We start from the raw sequence: 16,285 nt of genomic DNA, 5'->3' as shown, positions 1-16,285 counted from the left end.
AAACGCTACTCGAATCGGCGTCGCGGCGACCGCACCGCTGTCCCCCAGGGACAGACCACGGCATCGGTACACCCCGCCCGATGTTGGCACTCGCGACTGGTTTCGGCGGCAGGTCTCCTGGCTCGCAGCCCGGCGTTCCACCCGGGGGAGGAACCTCCGCTTCACGCCGCCTTCCCGGTAATCCAGTGGCGAATGGCGCGAATACAGACTGCATACAGTTGCGGGGGCAGCCACGGCTAGGCCCGGGCTTCGAAAAGACCGCAGCTCCGTGTTCCCTCTTCGGCCCTCGTTGGCCCCGCGCTAACGCGAAAGGGCCGGGCACCGACGAACGCGCTATTATGCCGCCCAGCCCGGGGCCGGGAAAACCCATTCCGTCCGGAAGCCGTCGCGGGCCCTTCACAGACGCATTTCAGGAGTATCGGAACCGTGTCATCGGCAGACTCGACGCCGCCCTGGCTGACCCTGGTGGGCATCGGCGAGGACGGTTATCCCGGCCTCGGCAAGCAGGCCCGGCGTGCCCTGCTGCAAGCCAGCCGGATCGTCGGCGCGGCGCGCCAGCTGGAACTGCTGCCGCCGTGCATCGGCGCCGCCCGCGAAACCTGGCCGACGCCGTTCTCCCTGGAACCATTGCTGGCCCGGCGCGGCCAGCCGACCTGCGTGCTGGCCAGCGGCGACCCGATGCTGTTCGGCGTCGGCGCCAGTCTCGCCCGGCAACTGCCGGCGACCGAACTGCGAGTCCTGCCGGCGCCCTCCTCCCTCTCGCTGGCCGCCGCCCGCCTCGGCTGGGCCCTGCAGGAAGTCGCCTGCCTGTCGCTGGTGGCGCGTCCGCTGGCGGCGCTGCAGGCACAGGTCCACGACGGCCGGCGCCTGCTGGTCCTCAGCAATGACGGCGACAGCCCGGCCGCCATCGCCCGCCTGTTGAACGCCCGTGGCTTCGGCGCCAGTCGCCTGAGCGTGCTGGAACACCTCGGCGGGCCGCTCGAGCGCCGTCTCGACGGCCTCGCCGGCGACTGGTCGCTGCCGCGCGCCGCCGATCTCAACCTGGTGGCGGTGGAATGCCGCGCCGGCGCCGGCGCCGTGCGCCTGCCGCTGACCCCGGGCCTGGCCGACGAGGCCTATCGCCACGACGGCCAGCTGACCAAGCGCGACGTCCGTGCCGTGACCCTGGCGCGCCTGGCGCCCTGCCCCGGCGAGCTGCTCTGGGACGTCGGCGCCGGTTGCGGCTCCATCGGCATCGAATGGATGCGCGCGCACCCCAGTTGCCGGGCGATCGCCATCGAAGCCAACGACGAGCGCCAGGAACATATCCGCCACAACCGCGACGCCCTCGGCGTACCGTCCCTGCACCTGGTCGCCGGCAGCGCCCCGGAGGCGCTGCTGGAACTGCCCGAGCCGGACGCCATCTTCATCGGCGGCGGGGTCACCGCCGAGGGCGTGCTGGAAACCTGCTGGGAGCGCCTGCGGCCCGGCGGCCGCCTGCTCGCCAACGCGGTCACCCTGCAGAGCGAACGGGTGCTGCTCGACTGGCAGCAACGCCTGGGGGGCGACCTCACCCGCCTCGGCGTCGCCCACGCGCGACCGCTGGGCGGTTTCGATACCTGGCGCCAGGCCTTGCCGATCACCCTGCTGGAATTGCGCAAACCCGCCGCCAGGAAGCCTCCCCGCGATGCGTGAGGAAACCCCCGAGCAGCCCGCGCCGTTGCGCAGCGGCTACACCACCGGCAGTTGCGCCACCGCCACCAGCCTGGCGGCGGCGCGCCTGCTGCTGGGCGGCACGACCAGCGACGCGGTGCAGATCGTCCTGCCCAAAGGCCAGCAGGTGCTGATGCGCCTGGAATTCTGCCGCGCCTGGGAAAACGGCGCGGAAGCCGGCACCCTCAAGGATGCCGGCGACGATCCCGACGTCACCCACGGCGCCCTGGTGTTCGCCCGGGTGCGCCTGGGCGCCGAGCCTGGCGTGCGCTTCCATGCCGGCCCCGGGGTCGGTACGGTGACCCGCCCGGGGCTGACCCTGGCGGTCGGCGAGCCGGCGATCAATCCGGTGCCGCGACAGATGATCGAACGCCACCTCGCCCAGCTCGCCGCCGAACGGGGCTACGCCGGCGGCTTCGAGGTCGCCATCGGCGTGGAGGGCGGCGCCGAGCTGGCGCTGAAGACCATGAACCCGCGCCTGGGCATCCTCGGCGGGCTGTCGATCCTCGGCACCAGCGGCATCGTCCGGCCGTTCTCCTGCTCGGCCTATATCGCCTCGATCCATCAGGGCATCGATGTCGCTCGCGCCAACGGCGTCCGCCACATCGCCGCCTGTACCGGCAACGCCAGCGAGGACGCCATGCGCCGGCGCTATGGGCTGCCGGAGATCGCCCTGATCGAGATGGGCGACTTCGCCGGCGCGGTGCTCAAGCACCTGCGCAAGGCACCGGTGGAAAAGCTCAGCCTGTGCGGCGGCTTCGGCAAGATCAGCAAGCTCGCCGGCGGCCACCTCGACCTGCACAGCCGCCACTCCAGCATCGACCTGCCGCAACTGGCCGGCTGGGCTGCCGCGCTCGGCGCCAGCGCCGCGCTACAGGACTGCATGCGCGCCGCCAACACCAGCCAGCAGGCGCTGGCCCAGGCACACGCCGAAGGCGTGGCCCTGGGCGATGCGGTCTGCGCCCACGCCCTGCGCTTCGCCCGCGGCATCGTGCCCACCGAGGTGGCGCTGGAAGTCTTCGCCATCGACCGCCAGGGCAACCTGGTCGGCCAGGCCTGCGAGGAGCGCCGATGAAACGCCTGTTGCTGCTCGGCGGGATCGGCGAGGCCCTGGCCCTCGCCCGCCGGCTCGGCCCGGCGCATCTCTACAGCCTCGCTGGGCTGGGCAAGGTGCCCGGCGACCTGGCCTGCCAGGTCCGGGTCGGCGGCTACGGCGGCGCCGAAGGGCTGGCGGCGTTCATCGACGAGCAGGGCTTCGACCTGCTGGTGGACGCCACCCACCCCTACGCCGCACGGATCAGCCGGAACGCCGTGCGCGCCGCGCGACTGGCCGGAGTGCCCTGCTGGGCGCTGCGCCGGCCCGGCTGGCAGGCCGGGCCCGGAGACGACTGGCGCGAGGTAGCCGACTGGCGCGAGCTGATCGCCGCCCTCGCACCCTTCCGCCGTCCGCTGTTCACCCTCGGCCGCGAACCGCTGGAGCATCTCGGCCAGGTCCCGCCGCACCAGCACTGGACCGTGCGCTGCCTGCAAGGCCAGCCGGCCGCGCCGCGCGCCGAGGTGATCGGCGCGCGCGGGCCGTTCAGCCTGGATGGCGAACGGGCGTTGTTCGAGCGCCTCGCCTGCGACGTGCTGGTGAGCAAGAACAGCGGTAGCCAGGCCACCGAGCCGAAGCTCCAGGTGGCGCGGGAAATGGGCCTGCCGGTGCTGGTCCTGGCACGTCCGGCGCTGCCGCCGGCGGACCGCGAGTTCGCCGACGGCGAGGCGCTGCTGGCGGCAATCCGCGATTGGGAAAGCGCCTGAAGCGAACGCCCACCCACTCGCCGCGACCTGTCCCGCCCCGTCTCCGGCGCCGCTCACGCCGCGCTGAGATGCTCGTAGAGAATGGTCGCGCCGACCAGGATCAGCACCACCCCGCCGACCATCTCCGCGCGCTTGCCGGTCACTGCGCCGAGCGCCCGGCCGAGCATGGTGCCGAGGGTGACCATGGTCATGGTGGCCAGGCCGATGGCGCCAGCGGCGAGGAAGATGTTGACGTCGACGAAGGCCAGGCCGACGCCCACCGCCAGCGCGTCGATGCTGGTGGCCAGCGCCGTCACCGCGAGAATCCAGAACGAATGCTGGCCGGGCTTTTCCTGTTCCGTCGCATGATCCGCGCGCAGGCCGTTGTGGATCATGTGCAGGCCGAGCAGCACCAGCAGGACGAAGGCGATCCAGTGGTCCCAGTCGGCGACGAACTGGCTGGCGGCCTGGCCAAGCAGCCAGCCGACCAGAGGGGTGATGGCCTCGATCACGCCGAAGATTATCCCGGTGCGCAGCGCCTCCGACAGGCGCGGCCGATCCAGGCTGGAGCCCTTGCCGATGGCCGCGGCGAAGGCATCGGTGGACATGGCGAAGGCGAGGAAGATCAGGGAAACGGGATTCACGCGGATACTCCAGCCGGGCATGAGTCAACGACATGACCCCGCGGCCCGGCTTCGGCGCAGGAATGTCGTTGGTCTCACCAATCCGGATGGATGCGCTGGCCATGGCGGGTTGCCAAGAATGTTGACCAGCGCGCCGTCAACGGGTGACGGCAGGCTACTCCCCAAGGAAGGCCGGCAGCATAGCAGGCCGGCGTGAAGAAAATGTGATGACCCGGGAAGCTGCGCCAGGGCGTGGGGTCCGGCGAAGAAAGACTGCACAAGCGAATTGTTATAGTATAACATTTTATTCAATCCAGATCGTTCAAGGCTTGACTGGAAACGGTGCGGATGTTCCCATCCGGCCCGTTCCAGGTGCCTCCTGCCGCCGCGCAGGAGGTGAAACGGGAAGCCGGTGCGTCACTTCGGTGATCAGTCCGGCGCTGCCCCCGCAACGGTAAGCGAGCGAAATCCTCTTCAGGCCACTGTGCTCCGGCATGGGAAGGCGAGGATTTCACGACCCTCGCAAGCCCGGAGACCGGCCTGCAACGCCCTGTTGGCACACCCGCGGTGGGCGGGAGCGAGCCGGTTGTTCGAGGCGCTGTCGCGCCTGCGATTTCCTGCGCGTTCCGTCCTGCCCGGTCATGAGATGGAACGCCCATGCCCCGCTTCAGCCGTTTGCGCACCGAGCCTTTCGCCCTCGGCCTATCCACCAGCCTGCTGCTGGTACCGCCCGCCCTCGCCGAAACCGAGGAAGCCGCCCTCGCCCTGCCCAGCCAGTTGGTCAGCGTTCGCCAGGACCCCGCCGAACTCGACCACATCGACCTCGCCACGCCGGTCAGTGCCGGTTCGCGCCTGGGCCTCAGCGCCCTGGACACCCCGGCGAGCACCAGCAGCATCAGCGGCGAGGAAGTTCGCCGGCGCAACAACCCCAGCGTCCAGGCCGCCGTCACCCGCAGCCCCGGCATCAGCTTCATCGGCACCCCAGGAGATGGCGGTACCGGCCTCTCGGCGCGCGGCTTCAGCGGCCACGCATCGGTGATGCAACTGTTCGACGGCACGCGCCTGTACACCGGCATGGGCACGGTGAACTTCCCCAGCGATCCGTGGATGGTCGAGCGCATCGACGTGATCCGCGGCCCGGCCTCGGTGCTGTACGGCGAAGGCGCCACCGGCGCGGTGATCAACGTGGTGCCGAAGAAGCCTTTCGCCGGCGAGATCCGCAACCACCTGCGCCTCGGCTACGGCTCCTACGACAACCGCCAGTTGGCCCTGGACAGCGGCGGCTCGCTGACCGACAGCCTCAGCTACCGGCTCAACCTGAACCAGCAGCAGAGCCACGGCTGGATCGACCGTGGCGACTCGCGCAACCTGGGCATCAGCGCGGCGCTGCGCTGGCAGGCCAGCGACGATCTGGCCTTCACCCTCGCCCACGACTATGGCGACCAGGAGCCGATGAACGACTTCGGCACCCCGCTGGTCGGCGGCAAGTACCACAAGCGCCTGCGCGAGAAGAACTACAACGTGCGCAACGACGTGCAGCGCTACAACGACCAGTGGACCCGCCTGACCAGCGACTGGAGCCTTTCCGACAGCGTCACCGCGAGCAACCAGCTGTACTACATCAAGGCCCGCCGTCACTGGCGCAACGCCGAAACCTACGAATGGGACGTCCCGCGCGAAGAGCTGTTGCGCAGGGACTACCTGCGCATCAGCCACGAGCAGGAGCAGATCGGCGACCGCCAGACCTTCGCCTTCCAGCACGCCCTGTTCGGCCTAGACAGCCGCACCCTGGTCGGCGCCGAGTACAACCGCATCCGCTTCCGCCTGACCAACAACTCGCCCTATACCGATGTCGGCGGCGACTACATCGACCCCTGGCACCCCGCGCCCGGCTACTTCGAAAGCCGCTCGCCCTACCGGCCGCACTCGCGCAGCCAGACCCGCACCTTCGCCCTGTTCGCCGAGAACCGCCTGCAACTCAACGAGCGCCTGTCGCTGGTGACCGGCGTGCGCCGCGACCAGAACCATATCGACCGCGACGACCTGCGCGCCGGCACCCGCAGCGACCGCAGCCTGCAGGGCGGCAACTGGCGCGCCGGGCTGGTCTTCGCGCTGACCCCGGAACTGTCGCTGTACGGCCAGTACTCCACCAGCGAAGACGGTGTGAGCAACCTGATCACCCTCAACGCGGCCCAGCAGCAAATGGACCTGACCCACTCGAAGCAGACCGAGGTCGGCCTCAAGCAACTGTTCCCGGACGGTCGCGGCGAATGGACCCTGGCCGCCTACCATATCGTCAAGAAGAAGCTGCTCAGCGCCAACCCGCTGCCGCCGCACGACGCGCAGCAGGTCGGCCAGCAGAGTTCGGACGGCCTGGAGGCCAGCCTGGAACTGAACCTGGCCCAGGACTGGCGGCTGTCAGCGAACGCCGCGCTGGTGCGTGCCGAATACGACGACTTCGACGAAACGATCGACAAGCAGACCTACTCGCGCAACGGCAACCGCCCCAGGAACGTGCCACGGCGCACCGCCAACCTCTGGCTGGACAAGTCCTTCGCCGAGACCCTGCGCGTCGGCGCCGGGCTGCGCTACGTCGACCGGCGCTACGCCGACGCCGCCAACCAGGCCAGCCTGCCCGGCTACACGGTGGTCGACGCCAACCTGGGCTGGCGGGTACGGCCGGACCTGACCCTCGGCCTTGAGCTGTACAACCTGTTCGACCGCCAGTACGCCCTGGCTGACAACAACAACGGCCAGCAATGGATCATGGGCCAGCCGCGCTCGTTCAACGTCACCGCCGACTTCAGTTTCTGAAGCCGGCACCGCGGCAATCGTCTCTGCTGAACCACCGGACCTGCGAGTAGCCATGTCGTCCCTTCACCTCGATGCCCTGCACTGGTCGCCCGACGCCTCCACCGAGTTGCTGCGCGGCGTGCACCTGGAAGTCCCGGCCGGCAGCTTCGTCGGCCTGATCGGCCCCAACGGCAGCGGCAAGACCAGCCTGCTGCGCTGCGCCTTCCGCTATGCGCGACCGCAGCGCGGCCGGGTGGTGCTCGACGGCGACGACCTCTGGCGCCAGCCGCCGCGCTGGGCCGCCCGGCGTATCGCGGTGGTGTTGCAGGAATTCCCCGAGGACTTCGGCCTCGCCGTCGAGGACGTGGTCGCCATGGGCCGCACGCCGCACAAGGGCCTGTTCGACGGCCACGGCGCGGACGACCGCCAGCGGGTCCGCCAGGCGCTGCTCCAGGTCGGTCTCGAAGGGCGTGCCGCGAGCCCCTTCGCCAGCCTCTCCGGTGGCGAGAAGCAGCGCGCCCTGCTGGCTCGCGCGCTGGTCCAGGAACCGCGCCTGCTGATCCTCGACGAACCGACCAACCACCTCGACCCGCGCTACCAGCTGGAGCTTCTGCGCCTGCTGCGCGGCCTCGGCCTGAGCACCCTGGCGAGCTTCCACGACCTCAACCTGGCGGCGGCCTTCTGCGACCGCCTCTACGTGCTCGACGGCGGGCGCATCGTCGCCCAGGGCACGCCGACCGAGGTGCTCGACGCCGACCTGCTGTGGCGGGTGTTCGGCGTCCGCGCCCTGGTCGACCGCCACCCCCTCGCCGACCACCCGCGCCTGACCTGGATTACCCAAGCATGAAGCACCCGATCCTGCACCACCTGCTGCTCGGCGCCCTGCTCGCCTGCGCCGATGCCGCGCTGGCCGAGCGCTACCCGCTCAGCGTGCGCAGTTGCGAGCGCGAAGTGACGTTCGAGCGCGCGCCGTCGCGCGCGGTCAGCCACGACATCAACCTCACCGAGATGATGGTCGCCCTCGGTCTGCAGACGCGCATGGTCGGCTATACCGGCATCAGCGGCTGGTGGAAGAATGCCGATCCCGGATTGATCGCCGCGCTCAAGCCGCTGCCCGAGCTGGTGGCGCGCTACCCCACGGCGGAAACCCTGCTCGATGTCGACGCCGACTTCTTCTTCGCCGGTTGGGGCTACGGCATGCGCGTCGGCGGCGACCTCACTCCGGCCAGCCTGGAGCCGCTGGGGGTGAAGGTCTACGAGCTGAGCGAATCCTGCGCGCAGATCGGCGAGCCGCGCCGCGCCAGCCTCGACGAGCTGTACCGCGACCTGCGCAACCTGGGACGGATCTTCGACGTCGAACCGCGCGCCGAGCGCCTGGTCGCCAGCCTCCAGGCACGCATCGAGCGCGCCCGCGCCGGCATCCCGGCGAACGCCGAGGCGCCGCGGGTGTTCCTCTACGACAGCGGCGAGGACCGCCCCTTCACCTCTGGCCGCCTGGGCATGCCGCAGGCGCTGATCGAGGCCGCCGGCGGTCGCAGCGTGACCGACGACGTGGCGGCCAGTTGGACCCAGGTCAACTGGGAAAGCGTGGTCGCCCGCGATCCGCAGGTCATCGTCATCGTCGACTACGGCGAGACCAGCGCCGCGCAGAAGCAACGCTTCCTCGAAGAGAACCCGGCGCTGCGCAGCCTGACCGCGATCCGCGAGCGACGCTTCATCGTCCTGCCCTATAACCAGGCCACGCCAGGCATCGGCAACGCCGCGGCGATAGAAACCCTGGTCGCCGGCCTCCACCCTCGGGCGCCACGTCCATGACCCTGTTCCGCAGCCCTCGCGCCTATTGCCTGTTGCTGGGCAGCCTGGTCCTGTTGCTCGGCCTGTCCTGCGTTCTCGCCCTCGGCTTCGGTCCGGCGCGACTGGACAGCGGCCTGGTCGGCCGCATCGTCCTCCAGCGCCTGTTCGGCGTGGCGGCGGAGCCCGGCGCCTGGAGCGCTGGCCAGGAGCACATCGTCTGGCTGATCCGCGCCCCGCGGGTACTGCTCGGCGCTTGCGTCGGCGCCGGCCTGGCGCTGGTGGGAGCGGCGCTGCAGGCGGTCACGCGCAATCCGCTGGCCGATCCGCACCTGCTCGGCGCCACCTCCGGCGCGACCCTCGGCGCGGTGCTGGTGGTGCTCTACATCGGCGAGGTGATCGGCCTGCTGACCCTGCCGCTGGCGGCCTTCCTCGGCGCCCTCGGCAGCATGCTGCTGGTGCTCGGCGTGGCCAGCCGCGGCGGCCGCCTGGGCAGCGACCGGCTGTTGCTGGCGGGGGTCGCGGTGTCCTTCGTGCTCCTGGCGCTGGCCAACCTGCTGCTGTTCCTCGGCGACCACCGCGCCGCCTCCTCGGTGCTGTTCTGGATGCTCGGCGGCCTCGGCCTGGCGCGCTGGTCGCTGATCTGGCTGCCGGCGCTGTGCGTGGCCGGCTGCCTGCTGGTACTGCTCGGGCTGGGCCGTGCGCTGAACGCGCTGATGGCCGGCGAACAGACCGCCGTGACCCTCGGCCTGGACGCCCGCCGCGTACGCCTGTGGGTCTTCATCTGCTGCTCGCTGCTGACCGGCGTGCTGGTCTCGGTGAGCGGCGCCATCGGCTTCGTCGGACTCATGCTGCCGCACGCCGCGCGCCTGCTGGTGGGCGCCGAGCACCGCCGGCTGCTGCCGGTGTGCGCCCTGCTCGGCGCGCTGTTCCTGGTCTGGATGGATGTCGCCGCGCGCACCCTGATCGCCCCCCAGGACCTGCCCATCGGCATCGCCACCGCGGCCATCGGCGGGCTGTTCTTCATTCTCCTGCTGCGTCGCCGCAGCTGATCAGAACAGATCCAGCGGGATCTTCAGGTAACGCACCCCGTTGCCTTCCACCGGCGGCAGGTTGCCGCCGCGCATGTTGACCTGGATCGCCGGCAGCATCAGGGTCGGCATGCCGAGGGTGGCATCGCGCTGCTGGCGCATGGCGACGAACGCCTCCTCGTCGACGCCTTCGCGGACGTGCACGTTGTGCCGGCGCTGCTCGCCGACGCTGGTTTCGCAGCGGTGCTCGTCGCGGCCGGGAGCCGTGTAGTCGTGGCACATGAACAGGCGGGTCGCGTCGGGTAGCGCGAACAGGCGCTGGATCGAGCGATACAGCTGGCGCGCGTCGCCGCCGGGGAAATCGCAGCGGGCGGTGCCGTAGTCGGGCATGAACAGGGTATCGCCGACGAAGGCGCTGTCGCCGACCAGGTAGGTCATGCACGCCGGGGTATGCCCCGGGGTATGCAGCGCGCGGCATTCCAGGGCGCCGATGCGGAACGACTCGCCGTCCTCGAACAGGTGCTCGAACTGGCGGCCGTCCACCGGGAACGCCTCGCCCAGGTTGAACAGGCCGGAGAATTTCGCCTGCACCTGGGTGATTCGTGCGCCGATGGCCAGGCACCCGCCCAGTTCGCGCTGCAGGAAGATGGCCGCCGACAGGTGGTCGGCGTGCACGTGGGTCTCCAGCAGCCATTCCACCTGCAGGTCGTGCTGGCGAACGTGGGCGATCAGGCGTTCGGCGCTGGCATGGCTGGTGCGCCCGGCGGCCGGGTCGTAGTCGAGCACCGGGTCGACGATGGCGCAGGCGCGGCTGGACGGGTCGCGCACCACATAGCTGTAGGTGGAGGTGGCCGGGTCGAAGAAGGCAGTGATGTCGGGTTTCAACATGGAGGTTCCTTGCGCGGCGTGCTGACGGCGACCGCACCATGGCTACGGATCGTCCCACCATAGCCAACCCGGGCCCGGCGTACCAACCCACAGGTTTGTCAGGAAGCTACCGGACCGCCTCAAAGCAGCAGGGCGGCCCAGGCCGAGGCCAGCAGCAACAGCGCCATGCCCTGGTTGAAGCGCTTCATCAGCGACGGCGAGCGCAGCAGCCGCGCGCTGCCGACGCCGAGCAAGGCCCAGCTGGCCAGGCACGGCAGCGAAACCAGGAAGAACAGCAACGCCAGCAGGCCGATCCGCCCGGCCTGTCCGGCGCCTTCCCCGGCGAACAGCGCCAGCGCGGCGAGGGCCATCATCCAGGCCTTGGGATTGACCAGTTGCAACGCCGCGCCGCCGAGCACGCCGAGGCGCCGCGGCGGCTCCGCGCCGTCGATGCCGCCCGCGCTGCGGAACAGGCTCCAGGCCAGGTAGCTGAGCCAGCCGACGCCAAGCCAGGCGAGCCCCTGCTGGAGCAACGGGTGGCGCCGCAGCAGCTCGCCCAGGCCGAGCCCGAGCAGCAGGATCAGCGCCGCCACCGCCGCGCAGGCGCCGAGCACGATCGGCCAGGCGGCGGCCAGGCCGTGGCGCTGGCTGTTGCTCAGGACCAGGATGTTGGTCGGTCCGGGGGTGATCGAGGCGACGACGGCGAACAGCAGGAAGGGCACGAGGGATTGCATGGACGGGCTCCTGTGGCGGGGGAGCCTTCATCCTGGCGGCGCACCGGGCCTCAGTCTGGAAGCTGGGTGCACTGCCTGCGGTAGGCCGCCGGAGTCATCCCGTAGGCGCGCCGGAACCAGCGGCCGAGATGGCTCTGGTCGGCGAAGCCGAGGGCGCTGGCGAGGTCCGCCGGTTGCCCGCCGACAGCGAGCATCTGCCGCGCCTTGGCCAGCCGCAACTGGACCAGGTAGGCGTAGGGTGGCAAGCCGTAGGCGGCCTTGAATGCACGGTTCAGGCGGAAGCGGTCGGTGCCGCAGGCGCTGGCCAGCTCGTCCAGGCCGATGTCCTGGTAGAAGTGCGCATGCAGGTAGTCGCGGGCTTTCTGCGCCACCAGCGGCAGGCGTGGATCGAATGGCTTCGCCTCGCGCCAGCCGAGGTGCACGCGCAGCCGCTCCAGCACCAGCTCCAGGGCGGTCTGCCGCAGCAGTCGCAGCTCGCGGCCATGCAGGACGCGGAAGGCCTGGGCGATGGCCAGGGTCAGGCGCGGGTCTTCGGTGAGGTTGGCGTGGAAGCCGGGGTCGCGGTCGCTGGGCGCATCGTCGAAGGTCGCCCGCAGTTCGCGCCGCAGCCAGTCCGGCTGCAGGTACAGCATCGAGTAGGTAAAGCCGCCGGCGATCGGCGCGCGACCGTCGTGGATCTCCCCCGGTTCGACCAGGAATACCTGGCCGGCGGTGCTGTCGTGTCGGCGTCGGCGGCAGTTGAATTGCTGCACGCCGATCTCGGTGTAGCCGATCAGGTAGCTGTCGTGCCAGTGCGGATCGTAGGCGTGGCCCTCGAAATGGGCGCGCAGGGTCTCGATCCCGGTCTCGGAGTCGCGGGCCAGGTCGATCCAGTCTCGGCTGCCCATCGTGCGTCAGGTCTTCCCACTCGTTGGTTTCGTCGCCGCGACTATAACGCGCCCGTCCCGGGGTTCTAGAAGATTCGTGCAGGCGGCTGCGCTCCTCCGGAGGCGGGAATTGATCGGCGTTTCTGGACAATCTATCCAGGCCGCCGCGATTACTCCGCAAGGCCGCCCTCCCTAGACTGGGTTCTCCACTCACCGCAGGAGAAACACCCCATGGTCGACCACTCCATCAAAGGCAAGACCGTCCTCATCACCGGCGGCGCCAAGAACCTGGGTGGGCTGATCGCCCGCGATCTCGCCGCCCACGGCGCGAAGGCCATCGCCATCCACTACAACAGCGCCGCGAGCAAGGCCGACGCCGACGCCACCGTCGCCGCGCTGCAGGCAGCCGGGGCCAAGGCGGTAGCGCTGCAGGGCGATCTCACCAGCGCCGCGGCCATGGAAAAGCTGTTCGCCGACGCCATCGCCGCGGTGGGCAAGCCGGACATCGCCATCAACACCGTCGGCAAGGTGTTGAAGAAGCCTTTCACCGAGATCAGCGAGGCCGAATACGACGAGATGAGCGCGGTCAATGCCAAGTCTGCGTTCTTCTTCCTGCGCGAAGCCGGCAAGCACGTCAACGACAACGGCAAGATCTGCACCCTGGTGACCTCCCTGCTTGGCGCCTATACCCCGTACTACGCCGCCTATGCCGGCACCAAGGCGCCGGTGGAGCACTTCACCCGCGCCGCCTCCAAGGAATTCGGCGCGCGCGGCATCTCGGTCACCGCGGTCGGCCCGGGTCCGATGGACACGCCCTTCTTCTATCCCGCCGAGGGCGCCGACGCGGTGGCCTACCACAAGACCGCAGCGGCGCTGTCGCCCTTCTCCAGGACCGGCCTGACCGACATCGAGGACGTGGTGCCGTTCATCCGCCACCTGGTCAGCGAAGGCTGGTGGATCACCGGCCAGACCATCCTCATCAACGGCGGCTACACCACCAAGTGACCCAGCGTCCCGGTCGCCGCCACGGCGACCGGCACCTGTCCGGGAAAGACCCCATGCACGTGACCCTGGTAATCGCCGGCGGGATCATCCTGCTCGGCCTGTTCCTGCTCTTCGGCGAACTCTGGGAGGCCGGGCCGGCGCCCGCTGCCGGCCTGTTCCTGCCGACCTGGCTGGCCGTCGCGCTGGTCAACCTGTGGGTCGGCGTCCAGCACGCCGGCTACGGCTTGCGCGAAGAACTGCCGATCCTGCTGCTGGTCTTCCTGGTCCCGGCGGCCCTGGCCGGCGTAGCGATCTGGCTGGCGCCGCGCTAGGCGGCGGCGCTTCAGACGCGGAAACGCCCGACCAGCCGCGCCAGTTCCGAGGACAGCTCGGACAGCCGGCGGCTGGCCCCGGTGCCCTGCTCCGAATGTTCCGCCGCCTGGGCGGAAAGCTCGCGCACCTCGCTGATGTTGCGGGCGATTTCGTCGATCACCCGGCTCTGCTCCTCGCAGGCCGAGGCGATCTGCGCGGCGAGGTCGTTGATCCGCCCCACCGCGTCGCCGGTGGCGGCCAGCACGCCGTCGACCCCGGCGGCGCGCTCGACGCTGTCGCGCGCCTTGAGACTGCCCGACTGCATGGCCCGCACGGCGTTCTGCACCCCGGCCTGGAGACGCTCGATGCGCGCCTGGATGTCCTTGGTCGACTCCTGGGTGCGCGCCGCCAGCGCCCGCACCTCGTCGGCCACCACGGCGAAACCTCGACCCTGCTCGCCGGCCCGCGCGGCTTCGATGGCGGCGTTGAGGGCGAGCAGGTTGGTCTGTTCGGCGATGCCCTTGATCACCGTCAGCACCGCGTCGATGCTGGCGGTTTCCTGGGCCAGTTGCTGGATGCTCTCGGAACTGCTCTCCACTTCCCGCGCCAACTGGCGGATCACCTCGATGGTCGCCTCCACCACGTTGGCGCCCTCGCGCGCCTGCCGGCGAGCGTCATCGGCCACCTGCGCGGCGCTCTGGGCGTTGCGCGCCACCTCGTGGACGGCACTGCTCATCTGCGTCGCGGCGGTGCTGACCTGGTCCACCGACGCGTGCTCGCTGTTGATCAGACGATCGTTGGCAGCGGTCATGCCGGCCAGCGAACCGGCTGAATCGGCGACCTCGCCGGTGACCCGGCCGACCTCGCGGATCAGCGGCTGCAACTTGTCGAGGAAGGCGTTGAAGGCGCTGCCGAGGCGGCCGGGCTCGTCACGCGAAGTGACTTCCAGGCGCACGCGCAAGTCGCCATCGCCGTTGGCGATCTCTTCCAGGCGTTGCAGCAGGCGCTGCAACGGACGGGTCACCAGGCCGGGGAACACCAGTACCAGCGACAGGCACACCAGCAGGCCGAACGCCACCAGCGCCACCTGCTGCCAGCGGTGGCGCTCGCCCAGCGCGGAGGACGCCTCGCCGTCGGCGGCCGCGGCCGCCTCTTCCATCTCGTCGAGCTGGTTGATCACCTCGCGCATCGCCCCGAACTGGCGATCGCTGTCACCGTAGCTGAGCTGCGCCGCGGCGCTCGGATCGCTGGCCGCCAGGCTCAGCACCCGCGCCGAGGTCGCGCTCCAGAGGGCATAGCCGCGCTCGAACTCGGCGACCTTGGCCAGTTCCGCCTCGCCCGGCTGCATCGCCGCGTACTGGCGCACCCGATCCAGGGCCTGCTGCAGGTTTTCCGCGTGATCGTTCCTCAGGCCGGCGATCTGCTCGGCGTTCAGGAGGCTATCGAGCAGGCTGCGCTCGGCGACGAAGGCCTGGTAGAGATCGCGGTCGGCGTTGAGCAGCAGGGCGATGCCGGGGAGAAAACGCTTGCCCAGGCGCTGGTTGGATTCGTTCTGCTGGGCGATGCCATGCACGCCGAGCGCGCCCACCAGCAGCAGAAGCACCGCGAGCAGGAGGATCGGCAGGGCGATTTTCCTGCGGAACGATAGGTTAGCGAACCATTGCAGCATGCCGGCATCCTCGCTCGTGGCTTTCCAGGCTATCGGTCGCAGCACGACCGATCTTGAGCGACCGTACGTCCGTGCCAGTAGGAATCAGACTAGCAGGCGCAGGGTTTCGAACAGGCGCCGGTCATCCTTCTTCGCCGAGCGGGCGTGGCGGCGGATCACCTGCAGCAGGCACTCGACGAAGCATTGCGCCGGATTGCTGAGGGCGCCGCCGCGCCGGGTGATGATGCCCAGCCGCCGTGGCTCGAAGGTTTCCCGCAGCGCCAGCGGCACCACCCGGCCGAGCAACGGCGGGGCGGCGCCGATGATCGCCGGCACCCAGGTACACATGTCGGCCTGCTCCACCAGGGTCTGCAGGATCGCCACGGAGTGCGCGCGAACGATGCGCCGCTCGTCGATCAAGGCGCCGTGGCGCCAGAACAGCTCGCGCATCAGGGTGTCGTGGCCGTCGCCGGTGTAGTTCAACGCCCAGTCCTGTTCCAGCAGTTCGTGGATCGAGCCGCAACCCGCCAGCGGATGCCCCTGGCGGACCAGCACCGCGGTGTCGTAGTCGAGCAGCTTCTCGCAGGCGAATTCCTGGGCCGCCTGGGCACCGTGCAGCGGGCCGATGGCGAAATCCATGCTGCCGTCGCGAAGCAATGGCTGGGCCACCGCCATCAGGCTTTCGAAAAGCTCCAGGCGCACCTCCGGCATGCGCTCGCGAAACGCCTGTACCGCCTCCGAGAGGAAGGTCAGCGCCACCCAAGGCGTCACCCCGATGCACAGCCGGCCGCTGGCCTGGCCACGCAGGTGGTCGAGTTCGACCTGCGCGTGCTCCAATTGCTTGAGCACCAGCCGGGCGTGGATCAGCAGCGCCTTGCCGTATTCGGTGAAGGTCAGGCCGCTGGGCGTGCGGACGAACAGCGGCAGATGCTGTTCGGTTTCCAGTTCGCGCAGCGCGCGGGTCACGGCCGCCTGGGAAATCCCCAGGGCGCGGGCGGCGGCGCGGATGCCGCCGGCGTCGGCACTGGCGACCAGGGCTTGCAACTGGTGGAGTTTCACGGGCTTACCGAGGTGACAACGAAAGGTTGTCATCATAGCCAAAGCGAGCCTCCCCGCCAGTCCCCCGCTTGCCTACCATCGGCTTCGACAACGCCCTGCCGCCCAC

The 16,285-nt window shown here is 70.0% G+C and carries 15 protein-coding genes and 3 riboswitches; of the genes, 9 read left to right on the top strand and 6 right to left on the bottom strand.

The genetic code is table 11. The annotated features are described in order from the left end of the window. Window positions 1-89: 89 nt before the first annotated feature. A riboswitch (cobalamin riboswitch) is annotated at window positions 90-341 on the bottom strand. 85 nt (window positions 342-426) lie between these two features. Genes cbiE through HMPREF2924_RS06050 form a run of 3 tightly spaced genes read left to right on the top strand, consistent with a single transcriptional unit; the run spans window position 427 to window position 3,492 of the window. Further along, window positions 427-1,674, top strand: a complete 1,248-nt coding sequence (gene cbiE, locus HMPREF2924_RS06060; protein ID WP_004363319.1) for a precorrin-6y C5,15-methyltransferase (decarboxylating) subunit CbiE — start codon at window positions 427-429, stop codon at window positions 1,672-1,674. Then, window positions 1,667-2,767: a cobalt-precorrin-5B (C(1))-methyltransferase gene (locus tag HMPREF2924_RS06055; protein ID WP_004363317.1), complete on the top strand. Its 1,101-nt coding sequence runs from the start codon at window positions 1,667-1,669 to the stop codon at window positions 2,765-2,767. Before cbiE ends, HMPREF2924_RS06055 begins: the two co-directional genes overlap by 8 nt. After that, complete coding sequence (locus HMPREF2924_RS06050) at window positions 2,764-3,492, top strand: cobalt-precorrin-6A reductase (RefSeq protein ID WP_004363314.1); 729 nt, start codon at window positions 2,764-2,766, stop codon at window positions 3,490-3,492. Before HMPREF2924_RS06055 ends, HMPREF2924_RS06050 begins: the two co-directional genes overlap by 4 nt. Window positions 3,493-3,545: 53 nt before the next feature. Here the strand turns inward: HMPREF2924_RS06050 and mntP are convergent, their stop codons facing one another. Next, window positions 3,546-4,115 (bottom strand): manganese efflux pump MntP, encoded by a 570-nt coding sequence (mntP, locus tag HMPREF2924_RS06045; protein ID WP_003091017.1) that lies wholly within the window; start codon window positions 4,113-4,115, stop codon window positions 3,546-3,548. 8 nt (window positions 4,116-4,123) lie between these two features. Continuing rightward, window positions 4,124-4,290: riboswitch (yybP-ykoY riboswitch) on the bottom strand. A 157-nt stretch (window positions 4,291-4,447) separates the two neighbouring features. After that, a riboswitch (cobalamin riboswitch) is annotated at window positions 4,448-4,653 on the top strand. A 98-nt stretch (window positions 4,654-4,751) separates the two neighbouring features. Between mntP and HMPREF2924_RS06040 the strand changes: the two genes are divergently transcribed. Genes HMPREF2924_RS06040 through HMPREF2924_RS06025 form a run of 4 tightly spaced genes read left to right on the top strand, consistent with a single transcriptional unit; the run spans window position 4,752 to window position 9,730 of the window. Continuing rightward, a complete protein-coding gene (locus HMPREF2924_RS06040) occupies window positions 4,752-6,908 on the top strand; it encodes a TonB-dependent receptor (protein ID WP_004363311.1) in 2,157 nt (718 codons plus the stop codon). 52 nt (window positions 6,909-6,960) lie between these two features. Then, window positions 6,961-7,734: an ABC transporter ATP-binding protein gene (locus tag HMPREF2924_RS06035; protein WP_003091019.1), complete on the top strand. Its 774-nt coding sequence runs from the start codon at window positions 6,961-6,963 to the stop codon at window positions 7,732-7,734. Next, on the top strand, window positions 7,731-8,702 hold the full coding sequence (locus HMPREF2924_RS06030) for an ABC transporter substrate-binding protein (RefSeq protein WP_003101423.1): 972 nt from the start codon (window positions 7,731-7,733) through the stop codon (window positions 8,700-8,702). Before HMPREF2924_RS06035 ends, HMPREF2924_RS06030 begins: the two co-directional genes overlap by 4 nt. Further along, on the top strand, window positions 8,699-9,730 hold the full coding sequence (locus tag HMPREF2924_RS06025; protein ID WP_004363307.1) for a FecCD family ABC transporter permease: 1,032 nt from the start codon (window positions 8,699-8,701) through the stop codon (window positions 9,728-9,730). The genes HMPREF2924_RS06030 and HMPREF2924_RS06025 overlap by 4 nt, the downstream gene beginning before the upstream one ends. Here HMPREF2924_RS06025 and HMPREF2924_RS06020 read toward each other — a convergent pair whose 3' ends face one another. The 3 genes from HMPREF2924_RS06020 to HMPREF2924_RS06010 all read right to left on the bottom strand — a co-directional run bounded on the left by HMPREF2924_RS06020 (window position 9,731) and on the right by HMPREF2924_RS06010 (window position 12,197). Next, entirely contained in the window at window positions 9,731-10,597 is an 867-nt protein-coding gene (locus HMPREF2924_RS06020; protein WP_003101427.1) for an MBL fold metallo-hydrolase, read from the bottom strand. Window positions 10,598-10,716: 119 nt separating this feature from the next. Beyond that, window positions 10,717-11,310 carry a LysE family translocator gene (locus HMPREF2924_RS06015; protein WP_003114018.1) on the bottom strand — a complete coding sequence of 198 codons (594 nt, stop codon included), beginning with the start codon at window positions 11,308-11,310 and terminating at the stop codon, window positions 10,717-10,719. Window positions 11,311-11,360: 50 nt separating this feature from the next. Then, window positions 11,361-12,197, bottom strand: coding sequence for an AraC family transcriptional regulator (locus tag HMPREF2924_RS06010; RefSeq protein ID WP_004363294.1), 837 nt, complete (start codon window positions 12,195-12,197; stop codon window positions 11,361-11,363). 210 nt (window positions 12,198-12,407) lie between these two features. Between HMPREF2924_RS06010 and HMPREF2924_RS06005 the strand changes: the two genes are divergently transcribed. After that, window positions 12,408-13,181 carry an SDR family oxidoreductase gene (locus HMPREF2924_RS06005; RefSeq protein WP_003130754.1) on the top strand — a complete coding sequence of 258 codons (774 nt, stop codon included), beginning with the start codon at window positions 12,408-12,410 and terminating at the stop codon, window positions 13,179-13,181. A 53-nt stretch (window positions 13,182-13,234) separates the two neighbouring features. Then, complete coding sequence (locus tag HMPREF2924_RS06000; RefSeq protein WP_003091028.1) at window positions 13,235-13,492, top strand: hypothetical protein; 258 nt, start codon at window positions 13,235-13,237, stop codon at window positions 13,490-13,492. Between the two features lie 11 nt (window positions 13,493-13,503). On the opposite strand, the gene HMPREF2924_RS05995 is transcribed toward HMPREF2924_RS06000, so the two are convergent. Further along, window positions 13,504-15,141 (bottom strand): methyl-accepting chemotaxis protein, encoded by a 1,638-nt coding sequence (locus HMPREF2924_RS05995; protein ID WP_003130752.1) that lies wholly within the window; start codon window positions 15,139-15,141, stop codon window positions 13,504-13,506. Window positions 15,142-15,225: 84 nt separating this feature from the next. Further along, the gene (locus tag HMPREF2924_RS05990; protein WP_003130750.1) at window positions 15,226-16,215 is read right to left on the bottom strand and encodes a LysR family transcriptional regulator; all 990 of its coding nucleotides are present in this window, start codon (window positions 16,213-16,215) and stop codon (window positions 15,226-15,228) included. Between the last annotated feature and the right edge of the window lie 70 nt (window positions 16,216-16,285).

Origin of the sequence: Pseudomonas sp. HMSC063H08 (assembly GCF_001813645.1) — a bacterium.
In the GTDB taxonomy this organism is placed as follows: Bacteria; Pseudomonadota; Gammaproteobacteria; order Pseudomonadales; family Pseudomonadaceae; genus Pseudomonas; species Pseudomonas aeruginosa.
The sequence above is the reverse complement of the archived record's forward strand: the minus strand, read 5'-3'. Positions and strand labels throughout refer to the sequence as shown.

Coding starts and splice junctions, on each gene's coding strand:
- HMPREF2924_RS05995 (WP_003130752.1), bottom strand. CDS start 15,141: ATGCTGCAATGGTTCGCTAACCTATCGTTCCGCAGGAAAATCGCCCTG.
- HMPREF2924_RS06050 (WP_004363314.1), top strand. CDS start 2,764: ATGAAACGCCTGTTGCTGCTCGGCGGGATCGGCGAGGCCCTGGCCCTC.
- HMPREF2924_RS06000 (WP_003091028.1), top strand. CDS start 13,235: ATGCACGTGACCCTGGTAATCGCCGGCGGGATCATCCTGCTCGGCCTG.
- HMPREF2924_RS06035 (WP_003091019.1), top strand. CDS start 6,961: ATGTCGTCCCTTCACCTCGATGCCCTGCACTGGTCGCCCGACGCCTCC.
- HMPREF2924_RS06040 (WP_004363311.1), top strand. CDS start 4,752: ATGCCCCGCTTCAGCCGTTTGCGCACCGAGCCTTTCGCCCTCGGCCTA.
- HMPREF2924_RS06015 (WP_003114018.1), bottom strand. CDS start 11,310: ATGCAATCCCTCGTGCCCTTCCTGCTGTTCGCCGTCGTCGCCTCGATC.
- HMPREF2924_RS06020 (WP_003101427.1), bottom strand. CDS start 10,597: ATGTTGAAACCCGACATCACTGCCTTCTTCGACCCGGCCACCTCCACC.
- HMPREF2924_RS06010 (WP_004363294.1), bottom strand. CDS start 12,197: ATGGGCAGCCGAGACTGGATCGACCTGGCCCGCGACTCCGAGACCGGG.
- HMPREF2924_RS05990 (WP_003130750.1), bottom strand. CDS start 16,215: ATGATGACAACCTTTCGTTGTCACCTCGGTAAGCCCGTGAAACTCCAC.
- HMPREF2924_RS06025 (WP_004363307.1), top strand. CDS start 8,699: ATGACCCTGTTCCGCAGCCCTCGCGCCTATTGCCTGTTGCTGGGCAGC.
- HMPREF2924_RS06055 (WP_004363317.1), top strand. CDS start 1,667: ATGCGTGAGGAAACCCCCGAGCAGCCCGCGCCGTTGCGCAGCGGCTAC.
- HMPREF2924_RS06030 (WP_003101423.1), top strand. CDS start 7,731: ATGAAGCACCCGATCCTGCACCACCTGCTGCTCGGCGCCCTGCTCGCC.
- HMPREF2924_RS06005 (WP_003130754.1), top strand. CDS start 12,408: ATGGTCGACCACTCCATCAAAGGCAAGACCGTCCTCATCACCGGCGGC.